The sequence below is a fragment of the Niabella aquatica genome (genome assembly GCF_054779315.1).
In genome coordinates this window covers 39468-51899 of sequence record NZ_BAAGYM010000004.1, presented here as the reverse complement: position 1 = coordinate 51899, position 12432 = coordinate 39468, and the positions used below count along the sequence as shown (strand labels likewise).

General features: G+C 43.3%; 9 protein-coding genes. 4 read left to right on the top strand and 5 right to left on the bottom strand.

Annotated elements, in window-relative coordinates:
- Positions 1-5: 5 nt before the first annotated feature.
- The 5 genes from ACYVBM_RS04000 to ACYVBM_RS03980 form a co-directional block, all read right to left on the bottom strand.
- Positions 6-392, bottom strand: coding sequence for a DUF3037 domain-containing protein (locus ACYVBM_RS04000; RefSeq protein WP_460684333.1), 387 nt, complete (start codon positions 390-392; stop codon positions 6-8).
- Entirely contained in the window at positions 370-1212 is an 843-nt protein-coding gene (locus ACYVBM_RS03995; protein WP_460684332.1) for a HipA family kinase, read from the bottom strand. Before ACYVBM_RS03995 ends, ACYVBM_RS04000 begins: the two co-directional genes overlap by 23 nt.
- A 145-nt stretch (positions 1213-1357) precedes the next feature.
- On the bottom strand, positions 1358-3529 hold the full coding sequence (gene pnp, locus ACYVBM_RS03990; protein ID WP_460684331.1) for a polyribonucleotide nucleotidyltransferase: 2172 nt from the start codon (positions 3527-3529) through the stop codon (positions 1358-1360).
- Between the two features lie 251 nt (positions 3530-3780).
- Positions 3781-4050 (bottom strand): 30S ribosomal protein S15, encoded by a 270-nt coding sequence (gene rpsO, locus ACYVBM_RS03985; protein WP_460684330.1) that lies wholly within the window; start codon positions 4048-4050, stop codon positions 3781-3783.
- 110 nt (positions 4051-4160) lie between these two features.
- Positions 4161-4514, bottom strand: coding sequence for a hypothetical protein (locus tag ACYVBM_RS03980; protein WP_460684329.1), 354 nt, complete (start codon positions 4512-4514; stop codon positions 4161-4163).
- Positions 4515-4716: 202 nt separating this feature from the next.
- On the opposite strand from ACYVBM_RS03980, the gene ACYVBM_RS03975 reads away from it, so the two are divergent.
- From ACYVBM_RS03975 to ACYVBM_RS03960, 4 genes are all read left to right on the top strand, one after another.
- Positions 4717-5325, top strand: coding sequence for a MiaE family protein (locus ACYVBM_RS03975; protein ID WP_460684328.1), 609 nt, complete (start codon positions 4717-4719; stop codon positions 5323-5325).
- Positions 5326-5693: 368 nt separating this feature from the next.
- Complete coding sequence (locus ACYVBM_RS03970) at positions 5694-6923, top strand: ROK family protein (RefSeq protein WP_460684327.1); 1230 nt, start codon at positions 5694-5696, stop codon at positions 6921-6923.
- Positions 6924-6997: 74 nt separating this feature from the next.
- Complete coding sequence (locus ACYVBM_RS03965) at positions 6998-10405, top strand: SusC/RagA family TonB-linked outer membrane protein (protein WP_460684326.1); 3408 nt, start codon at positions 6998-7000, stop codon at positions 10403-10405.
- A 139-nt stretch (positions 10406-10544) separates the two neighbouring features.
- Positions 10545-12407: a SusD/RagB family nutrient-binding outer membrane lipoprotein gene (locus tag ACYVBM_RS03960; protein ID WP_460684325.1), complete on the top strand. Its 1863-nt coding sequence runs from the start codon at positions 10545-10547 to the stop codon at positions 12405-12407.
- The last annotated feature ends 25 nt before the right edge of the window (positions 12408-12432 follow it).

Below are 12432 nucleotides of genomic sequence, written 5' to 3'. Positions count from 1 at the left end.
TTACCCTAACACACAATCTCCCGCATTAGTTTGTTGAGAGAAGTTTCAAGGCAACCGGTTAAACCCGGATGAACTTTCGAGCACTGAATAATAGTACTGCGTGTAGCAGTAAGCCACCTGAACCGCGAAGGCACATCCAGCAGGGCTATGGGGGAGCCACTTAGTTTATCCCCTGCTGCAATCAGCTCAAAAGCCTTTAGGTTCTTTTGTATCACTTCAAGGTCGGCCTCCCCGTCAAAGCACCGGAGTTTTTGTTCGTTCAAAAAAATACGGCAGCCTATATAAGCGGTCTTTTTGCAAAATATAATAACCCCTGCATTTATAAATTCTTCACGCTCTATACGCGGCACCACCCGTATTACGGCGTACTCATATAAGTGCTGCTCTTGCATCAATAGCCTGGTTTAAAAACAAGTTGCTGTTGTACAGTCTGTAGGTTAAAAAGTCACGGTACACTTTCCGGGTGGCTTCTATATTTCCACCTGTTTCTTCATAAGCCAGCCATTCTGCAGGTAATGCTTCTATGATTGCTGCAATGATCTGGTCCGACAAAATATCCCTTCCATATTCATCAGCCTCTTTCAGTAAAGCCGCGTCCTTTAATAAAACATGGTCTTTAATTAAAGGAAAAGTACTTTTCATTTGCGTTGCATTACTATCCCAGTTATGATGAAAATAAAGACAGGCTCCATGGTCTATCAGCCAAAGCTCTTTATGCCATATCAGCATATTAGTATTCCGGGCTGTGCGGTCCATGTTTGTCAGGAAAGCATCCAGCCATACAATTTTTGAGGCGGATAAAGCATCAATCTTCGTAACAGCCGGATCAAAAGTAACCGCTCCGCTTAAATAATGAAGCGCAATATTTAACCCCTGGCTGGCTTTTAAAAGATCTTGTATCTCTTCGTCCGGCTCAGTGCGGCCAAAGGCCTCATCGAGGCGGGCAAATACAATTTCCGGCACTTTCAAGCCCAGTACCCGGGCAATCTCTCCTCCTATAAATTCAGATACCAGCGCTTTAATACCCTGCCCCGCACCCTTGAATTTTAAGGCATATAAAAAGCCGTCATCGCCTTCAGCAATAGCAGGTAGCGATCCACCCTCCCTTAAAGGAGTGACATAACGCGTAACATTTATGGTCCTGATATCTGGCAAATTATTTTTTGAACTGTAAAAACGCGGGCCCAAACTTACATGAAATTCTTCATTCATGCTTTTTTAAAGAATGGGATGGAAAACTTTATAAAACCGTTTCTTTTGTTTAAAAACAACCTGCCCGCTACAGGAGTAATAATAAATTCCCAGGAGAAATTGGGTGATGGTACTAAAAAGCCTCCTTGCGGAGGCTTTAACTTTCTTATTGCTGAGAAGGGGTTTCACCTTCCTGTGGTTTTCTTTCGGGTTTAGGTATGAGCGCCTTTCTAGAAAGCTTAAATTTGCCCGATTTAGGATCGGTGCCAATCAGCTTCACTTTCATCGAATCGCCTTCTTTCACCAGGCCCTCCAGTGTTTCAAGTCGTTTCCAGCTAATTTCGCTGATGTGTACCAGGCCTTGCTTGCCCGGCAAAAACTCAACAAAAGCACCAAAAGGAACAACCGATTTAACCGTAGCATCATACACATCCCCTACTACCGGTACTGCAACAATGCCTTTGATCCAGTCTTCGGCACGCACTACAGCTTCTTTTTCCACACCAAAGATGCTGATCTCGCCCATATTGTTTACTTCCTCAATATTAATAGTGGCGCCGGTTTCGCGCTGAATTTCCTGTATCACCTTACCACCGGGTCCTATTACCGCACCAATAAATTCTTTGTCAATGAACATTTTTACTACCCGTGGAGCATGAGGCTTCACTTCAGTTCTGGCTTCAGGTATTGCCTTATACATGTGATCAAGAATATGCTGTCTGCCAGCTTTAGCCTGGTTCAGGGCTTCGCTCATCACTTCCATTGAAAGGCCATCTACCTTAATATCCATCTGCACACCGCAAATACCATCCCGGGTTCCGGTTACTTTAAAATCCATATCTCCCAAATGATCCTCATCACCTAAAATATCGCTCAATATCGCATATTTCTCACCCTTAGTGATCAACCCCATTGCAATACCTGCAACATGTTTGGGGAAAGGTACCCCTGCATCCATTAACGCCAGCGAGCCAGCACAAACAGTAGCCATAGAAGAAGAGCCGTTCGATTCCAGGATATCACTTACCACACGAACCGTATATCCAAAATCTGCTTCGGTCGGCATCATTTGTTTTAATGAGCGCATAGCCAGGTTCCCGTGTCCAACTTCCCGGCGGCCCGGGCCACGCATCATTTTTACCTCTCCTGTTGAGAAAGGAGGGAAATTATAATGTAATATAAATTTGGTGTATTTAGAAGCAGCAGCAGTCTCTATCAAAAGCTCATCTAAACCGGTACCTAATGTAACTGTGGTAAGAGACTGGGTTTCTCCTCTCGTAAATAATGCAGAACCATGTGGAGAAGGCAGCACATCTACTTCCATATCTAAAGGACGGATCTCATTTAAAGCACGGCCGTCGAGCCGGATACGGTCATTCAGGATCATATCGCGAACCACATCATATTGCAGGTCATGAAAATATTTTCCGGCCAGCTTTTTCTCAACATCTGTAAAAAGATGCTCTTCTGTTGATTCCTCCTGTAATTTAGCGATCAATTCTTCTTCAAGTGCCTTAAACTTATCGCTTCTTTCATGTTTGGCAGATTGGCCTTTTGCAATTTCTAAAACTTTAGGTCCTGCATAAGCATATACTTTCTCGCGGATAGCTTCGTTCAATACCGGCAAGGTATACGACCTTTTACCGGTTACACCCTTCAGGTCCCTTAGTTCCTGCTGTGCTTTGATCTGGATGCGGATAGCGTCGTGCGCTATACCCAACGCAGTTACCAGGTCTGCTTCTGAACATTCTTCAGACTCTCCCTCTACCATCATCAGGTTCTTTTCGGTAGCAGCTACAATAAAGTCCATGTCGGCATTTTCAAGCTCTGCCCTGGTAGGATTTACTTTGAAAGCCCCATCAATTCTTGCTACCCGTACCTCGCTCAAAATCTCTTTAATGGGCACATCCGACACTGCCAGTGCCGCCGAGGCTGCCAAACAGGCCAGGGCATCCGGTAAAACTTCAGGATCGCTGCTGATCAATGTAACCAGCACCTGAACCTCACAAAAATAATCATCGGGAAAGAGAGGCCTTAACGCACGGTCAATAAGGCGCGAAACCAGCACCTCATAATCGCTCAGCCTTCCTTCACGTTTAAAAAATGATCCTGGTATACGGCCTGCAGATGCGAATTTTTCCTGGTAATCCACTGTTAACGGGAAAAAGCTTTGCCCTTCCTTAGGCTCTTTATTGGCCACTACAGTAGCCAGCAGCATGGCTTTACCCATAGTAACGGTAACCGAGCCATCCGCCTGGCGGGCAAGACGGCCTGTTTCTATTGTAACCTCACGGCCATCGCCGATATCGAAGGTCTTTCTGATTGGTTGTTGTAACATAAAATCGTTTTTGAAAATTTTTTTTAAAATATCAGGCAAGCAGCAGCACTGTTTTTTTTGGCTGACGGTGCGGCTGTATTTCTGCTATCAACGTCAGCTAAGGTATTACCCGCATGCTAAAAAGCGATGGTATAAAAACACGTATTCCCAACATCTGTAAATGTTGGGAATACGATAATATGATAAGTCTGAAATATCTGATCAAACCCAGGATATAGAACCAGTTTCCCCAACCTAAGACGATAGGGAAATTACTTTCTTAATCCCAGCTTTTCAATCAATGCACGGTAACCTGTAAGGTTATGTTTTTGTAAGTAGCTCAGCAGGCTTTTTCGCTTGCCTACCAGCTGCATAAGGCCGCGGTGCGTGGAAAAATCTTTTTTATTTTGCTGTAAGTGAGCACTGATCTGGCTGATACGCTCTGTCAGTTGGGCTATCTGCCCTTCAATAGAGCCTGTATTAGCGGCGCTTCCGCCAAATTCTTCAAAAATTTTTACATTTCTTTCTTTTGTAAGTGGCATACTGTCTTTTTTAAAAGGTCATCCTGTTTTGTATCCTATAATTTAAGGCGGCAAAGGTAGGGTTTTAAATGTAAAATATAAAATATTAAACTATAAATTTTGAACAGGACTTATTCTTTTAAACGCAATACTTCACCTTCAGGACCCGTCAATTCCGTAGGGGAGTTTATTTTAAATTCATAGTAGGTTCGCCCGATATGGTCTACTTTTACTTTCACCTTCTTTCCTTTTACCCGGTAAGTTCCGCTTCCCACTATATCGCCGCTTCCCGGATATAATCCTGCAAAACCATTAGCTTTCAGCTCCAGGTGCATAGGCCCGGCACCTGCTATGGGATCACGTTCGCCTCCCGGATCTACCCAGTTAACCTGTTCAAAGTACATATCCTGCTTTACATCCAGCGCTTTTTTACAACTGGCAAAACTCAACCCTATCATCAATAAGAAAATAATTCTTTGCATCATTCCATGTTTATAAGCCAAATATTAATAAGACGACTTTTTTTTACCCAACGCAGCACCCATTAAAAAACTTCGGTCTTAAAATAATATTTTGTTAGCGGCTTTTACTGGTGAGAGTTATTATACATTATTTTTGAGCGAAACAAGTTACAACCAAAAAAATACATAAAAAAGCCAATGAATACATTTTAAACAGGCGCTGATTATGGAACTTACACAAGACACAAAAAATATTCTCGGCTTACAATTGCCCACTGATCCGCGCTGGGTAAACCTGGCTGAAATTTCTTTAGAAGCCATTCTGACAGATCACGCTTACTGTGAGCAGAAAGCAGCCACCAGTTGCATCACGATCATACAAAAATACAGCGATAAAGAGAAGCTGGTAACAGAACTGGCGCCCATTGTAACAGAAGAGTGGGGGCATTTCAGGCTTGTGCTGCAGGAACTGCACAAACGCGGCCTGAAGTTAGGCAAACAGCGTAAAGACGAATACGTGAATGCCCTGATTCACTTTCAAACCAAAGGCGGACATCCTGATGACAGGTTCCTGGACCAGCTCCTGATGATGGCTATGATTGAGGCCCGCAGTTGCGAACGTTTTAAACGCCTGAGCGAAGGATTAAACGATCCCTATCTTGCCAAATTTTACCGCCGTTTTATGGAAAGCGAAGCCGGCCATTATACTTTATTTATAGATCTCGCCGAAACCTATCTTCCCAAAGAGCAGGTGCGTGCCCGCTGGGCCGCGTGGCTGGCACACGAAACAGATATTATGCAGGAGCTGTCGCTTCGTGGCGACAGAATACATTGAGCCTGTCGAGTGGGAAATTGTAAATCTCAAAGAACAAGCGGCGGATCAGAAATTTTTAAACTCGAAGAAGGAACCAGTGAACAGAGCACAGGAAGATCGTTTTCTTCTAATCCAGACCAAATACTAAACCTGAAATCCGACATAAGCACCTCTTTCCCGGCGTGCCTACCCGCGGTTACAGCCCAGCATCCGCCGTATGCAGCTTTTATTTATCTGAACCTTCTTTAACTAAAGCCGCAATCAGCAGCTTCCTAAATAATTGTTAAATAAACACTTAATAAATTTTTTAAAAAGTTTTTTATTTTATTAATAATTATATATATTTTTATATTTAGTTTGTATTATTATTAAGGGAAAAACTATAGCGAATGATTGCTAATGTCATTTCTAAAAAACAAAAGTTTTATAAGGAAATTTTAAAGCACCTGTTTTTTAATAAGCAGCTGTCCTGTGCTGACCTTAGCAACCTTATCGGCAAAAGCATCCCGCTCACCACCCAGTATTTAACCGAACTGATGAGTATGAAAATGGTGGTAGAAAAAGGATATGCAGTATCTACGGGAGGACGGCGGCCCCAGACTTATTGTATCCGGAACAGCGTTTTTTATGTAGTAGCGGTAGCCATGGACCAGTTGGTTACCCGTATTGCATTAATATCTAACGATAACACCATAGTAGGCGAAATAGAAAAGTTTGACCTGGTTTTAGCAAACAATCCTAACAGTTTGAACGAACTGATTACGCACCTCCGCACTTTTATCAGAAATACCGGATTGCCTGAATCCAGGATTGCAGGTATCGGGATTGGAATGCCCGGGTTTGTAGATTCTGCAAAAGGCATTAATCACACTTTTTTACCCTGCCCCGATGGCTCCATTGTTAGTAACATACAGCATGCCTTACAGATCCCTGCCCTTATAGATAACGACTCGAGCCTGGTAGGCCTGGCCGAATTAAAATGGGGCGCGGCAAAAGACAAAGAGCATGTAATGGTAGTAAATATCGGGTGGGGAATAGGATTAGGAATTATTTCAAATGGCAAGCTGTTCAGGGGTAAAGACGGGTTTGCCGGGGAGTTTAGCCATATACCGCTGTTTGATAATAATAAAATATGCAGTTGCGGAAAGCTGGGTTGCCTTGAAACCGAAACCTCGATGGTGGTGGTAGCCCAAAAAGGTGCCAGACAGCTCGAAAAACTGCATCAGCCCTCCCTGATAAAAAAGCTGAGTGCTGACCACATTGAGGAATCTGCCAAAAAGATCATTGAAGCGGCCCGCAAGGGCGACAAATTTGCTATAGAGCTGCTTTCGGAAGCAGCCTATCATATTGGCAGAGGGGTGGCTATATTGATTCACTTATTAAACCCGGAAGAGATCATCATCAGTGGTATAGGCTCTTTGGCTGGGAAGGTCTGGATGGCTCCTATACAGCAGGCAATCAATGAGCATTGCATTCCCAAAATTGCAGAACACACAGAGGTCAACATCTCATCGCTTGGATACAATGCGGAAATAGTGGGTGCTGCAGCATTGATCATGGATAATTATGAAAAGCTGCCTGTAATACAGGACAAAGCAGAAAAATTTGTAGCTCAATAATTATATATAAAGAACTATTTGCAATAGGAAACTATTGAAACATCTGTTATTTCTTAAAATCAAAAACAACAAGAATGAAGAAAACAATGCAAAAAATGCTGTTGGCTTTGCTGATGAGCTGCATGGCTATGCTCTCTCATGCACAGCAAAGAACGGTTAGCGGTACCGTTACAGATGAACAGGGCGCACCGCTGGCTGGAGTATCCTACATCGTTAAAGGCACCAATACGGGCGGTGTAACAACCGCATCTGGCGCTTTTAGCGTTGCCGTACCTAACAATACCTCAATACTGCAACTAAGCTATGTTGGCTACCAAACGCAGGAAATTGAAATCGGTGATAAAACCGACATGAACATTACTTTAAGAAAAGACGGCGGCAAGCAGATGGATGAAGTGGTGGTAACAGCATTAGGGATAAAAAGAGAAAACAGAAAACTTGGTTATGGAATGACCACCCTGAGCGGCGGCGATGTGGCTAAAACCAATACCATCAACCCGGTGCAGGCATTACAGGGACAGGTACCGGGCCTGAGTATCGGGACATCGGATGGCGGTCTATTTGGTAATTCAAAGATCCAGTTGAGAGGTGTTGCTTCTTTAAACTCTAACAACAACCAGCCTATATTTGTAATAGATGGTGTGATACTTGAAAACTCCATTTCCAATAACTCCGCTGACTGGGATGGAAACTCAAACGATTACGGGAATATATTAAAAAATCTTAACCCTGAAGACTTCAAAAGCATTTCTGTATTGCGTGGCGCAGCAGCAACAGCGCTCTATGGCTCAAGGGGTATCAATGGAGCGATTATTATTGAAACCAAAAACGGAACAGGTGTAAAAGGCCTGGGAATTTCGGTAAAGCACACGCTAGCCGTTGATCATGTGTACGGACAACCAGATCTGCAGTATGAATTTGGTGAAGGGATGCTGGCAGGATATGTAGACTTTGGCCAAAAAGACGGAAACGGCAACTATTACCGGTTTGATGCCAACCAGTTTTATTTGAATGACAAAGGGATTCCGACTAAAATCGATCACCCGTCCGGTATGGCGTGGGGGGCTAAATTTGACGGCCGGAAGATCATTGATTATGATGGTTCTGAAACCACCTATGTACCTTATAAAAACAACCTGTTAGATGCCTATCAGCTTGGCATAGGTAATACAACATCCATTGCTTTAAGCGGGGGCAACGATAAAGGTAATTTCTATCTTTCCGACGCTTATCAAAAAAGAAACGGCGTTTTACTGGGAAACGCTTTTGAAAGAAATGCCCTCCAGTTCACCGGATCTTATAATCTGGCAAAGTGGCTGAAAGCAGAAGGTTCCGTATCTTTTACCGCTTCTACCGCCGAAAACCCGAGGAACGACCTGTCGCAAAATTTTCTTGATGGCACCTGGATGAACTACTACGATACTAAGAAATATGAACAACAACCGTATTGGAAAGCTTCGCACGGAGGTGTTCCCAACTCGAACTATGGCGATGCAAATGCTTTTGTACCGGGCCGCGCTATTTGGTTTCGCTATAATATGAACAATCAAACACAAAAAGAATACCTGACCAGGCCGGTGGTAAAACTGTCTGCCAAACTCGCCAGCTGGGCAACGCTTGCACTGGAAGGAAACATGAATTATTATACCACAAGGTTTGAGAAAAAAGAATGGGGTGAAGGCTACTTGAACGAAGGCGGCCTTTATCAGCTGTCCCATACAGATGATGTGAGCAGAACAGGTAAGATTACAGCAACATTCAACAAAAATTTTAGCGAAGATATCAGTTCCACTTTTATCGTAGGTGGCGAAATATGGAAACAGGATAAAACAAAAACCGGTTCCTGGACAGATGGCGGGCTCATCAATCCCGGTGAGTTCTTTTTAGGTAATTCCAAAAGAACCGTAATATCAGAAACAAATAATAATGTATACGGCACCAAACAGATCAACTCTGCCTACTTCCTGGCAAACTTCGGTTATAAAGATTATCTGTTTGTTGATGTAACCGGCAGAAATGACTGGTCTTCGTCACTGGTTTATACGGCCGGCTTCGGAAACAACTCTTACTTCTATCCCTCCGTATCTACCTCATGGCTGGCTAATAAAACCCTTAACATGCCCGAATGGGTTAGTTTTGCAAAACTGAGGGCCTCATGGGCACAGGTAGGAAGCGATACTGATCCCTTCTTTATTAACAAGGGCTACAGTGTAGACAAGATAGAACTGGAGAATGGTGTATTTGCATTCACAAACGGGATTGACCCCGTTTATGTAAATAAGGATATTAAGCCTGAAAAGAAAAACTCGTTTGAAATAGGCGCTGACCTCCGCTTCCTAAAGGAAAGGTTAGGCATTGACATTTCTTATTATAATGACATCATCCGCAACCAGATCGGTACTATTCCTATTGACCCGATAGTGGGCATTTCTAACCTGATCACAAACATCGGCACATTACGCAACAGAGGTATTGAGCTAAATATCAATGCAACTCCTGTCAGAACCAGCAATTTTAAATGGAACACCGTATTCAATTACTGGAAGAACAAAACAAAGGTTACTGAATTAGACGACAGCTACGGTGAATATAAAACATTGGGCGGCGATATCGCATACGGTAATTTCAGAGTGGGCTCTGTAGCTTACAGAAACGGGGAATACGGCGTGCTGATGTCCGATATCTTACCGGCCGTATGGAAATCGGACGACCCTCAGGACAGCAGGAACGGGATGAAGATCCTTACATGGGTTGATTCAAGACGCGGAGCTTATTATGCAAGAAGCTATGAGGTGCAGCAGGTAGGAAGCATGCAGCCTAAGTTTGAAGGATCATGGATCAATAACTTCTCTTACAAGGCGCTAACGTTGTCCTTCCAGTTAGATGCGAGATTCGGTGGCTATCTGGCGTCCTATTCCAACAGGTATGGAACGGCTTACGGCTTCCTTGAAACTTCTTTAAAAGGAAGAGATGCTGCACATGGTGGCGTAACCTGGACAAGTCAATACAACGACAGCAAAGGGCAGACTTTTGAAGATGGTATCATCCCTGACGGGGTATTTAAAACAGGCACTGTTGTTACTACCCCCACCGGAGCTACTCAAAACGTAGGCGGAATGACCTACCGGGAAGCTTACGAAAAGGGATATATAGAGCCCACACATGCCAGCTATTATACTTACCGGAGTAATGACTGGGGTAATGGTGTGATCAATTCTGATTGGTTCAACGAAGTAAAATACATAGCGCTAAGGAATATTTTTATTGGTTATAACCTGCCGGGCAACTGGTTCCAAGGCATCGGTATCAGGAACGCAAACCTTGCACTGAATATAAGGAATGTTGCTTATCTGTACAATTCACTGCCCAATCACCTGAATCCCGAAAGCTTCAGGGGTACCAGCAGTACCGAATCGTTCAGGGAAAGGAATTTCATCCCATATACAAGAAATTATTCGATAACCCTGGCGCTTGATTTTTAAGCAGGATAGCGTCAGCAATAATAATAAGCAGGCGAAACGATGCATATATATATCTACCCTATCAGGAATATGTAGGCAAAATTCCGTCAGAACATTCAAGAACCCGCCTGCCGGCGAGGCAGGCATAAAAAATATACTGATGAAAAGTATAATAAAAATAGTAACTGTAGGCGCTGTTTTCTTTTTTATCGGATGTAATAAAGACAGGTTTGCAGAGCTAAACTCCAATCCATCCACGGTAACCTCCGCAGATGTGCGTTTTCAAACCACGCAAAGTATCAAGAATATGTACAATGAGGATTATCTGCCGTGGTTCTATAACAATTTTCGATATATCTTTCCCTGGGCCCAGGTTACCACATCGGGTTTAGGAAATGCAGAAACATTCGTTGAGGTAGGCGCAATTTATGACTTCTGGCGCAACTACAACGACCTGTTACCCAACATCATTGATCTGAGGAAGAACATAGATGCAAAAAGTACCGAAGAACAGAAGACGCTGGCAGCCATACGTGCCATCACTTACCCCATTATGATACAGCCTTCCATGGTTTTAAGTGATAATGTTGGCTCTATCGTTTATAAAGAAGCCGGTATAGGATTATTAACCACCCCTCCAACGCTGACAGCCGCCTATGATAACCAGCAAGTACTCTTTGATACATGGCTTGAAGAGCTCAACAAAGCTATCACGGACTTAACAGCAAATGTTCCGGGAACTATTCAATTAGGCAATCAGGACCTGATATACAAAGGCGATTACGGGAAATGGGCGAAGTTTTGCAACCTGCTAAAGCTACGGATCGCAGCGCGGCTGATAAACAAAGACAGAGCGAAGGCTTTACAGATTGCCCAGGAAGTAGCCAATTCTCCAGCAGGTTATATGGATAATCTTACAGAAGATTTTGTATATAACAGGGGGGTTAAATATTACAGTACAGGAAACGGTACCCAGCCCGGTACCGGCGCCAGGAACCTGATAAACTTTTTGGTGAACAATAAAGACCCAAGAGTACGGTTTATATATCAAAAAAACGACTTCAATGCAGAAGTGATACAACAGTTTATAGATCAGAAGAAGCCACTTCCTTCCTATGTGGCACAATATGTTAATGTTGATGGCAGCGGTAATTTTGCAGGATGGAAGAGTTTGGGAGAACCCTGGGTAAGATATTTTGGCGTACCTGTATCACCTCACGAAACATTGCTTTCGGCCAATGATGATTATTTTAAACAAAACACCAGGAATAAAATTGATGTTGGCAATGCGTCCAAAACATTTAGATCTACTTCGTCTTATTCCGAATATATTACCAGGACAAGTATGAACTTTACCTATCCTACGAAGGTAGGAGGAAGGCTGATAGAACAAAAGGATATTACTGCTGGGTATAATGTAGTGTTGGGTTCCTCGGCAGAAACAAACCTTTACCTGGCTGAATTTAAATTGCTAGGCGCCAATCTACCCAAATCTGCGCAGGAATATCTCAACAGAGGTGTTGAACTATCGGTAAAAAGAATGGACGCTATTGCCAGTAACAATAAGCTGCCTTATTATGACAGTGATCCTGTTTATTCCGGAACAGAGGCAACACAGGCTTCCATTAAACTTAAAGATGGTGAAATTACACAACTACTCACTCAGCCGGCATATAACCTGTCTTCAAACGCCTTGGAAAAGGTGTACATACAACAGCTGATCAACTTTGCTCAAACACCGTTTGACATGTGGACACTGATCCGTAGGGCAGGCGTATTTATCAACAACAGCACTGTATTACCCAGGGAAAAATTCTTTGTCACCCAGGGAGGAGCAGAACTAACAGTACCGCGCAGGTTCCCGATAGCAACCCCTACTAAAGCAAACAAGAACTACGAGAATGCTTTAAAAGCGCTGCAGGAACAAGGATTCACCTCTGGTACAAATATCCCTGCTACGTTAAGTACTGAGCGGATATGGTTCGATAAAGAAAATCCTAATTATGGCGAAGGACCTAAATAGCCTTTTCCAAAAGGAGCTGTCTATA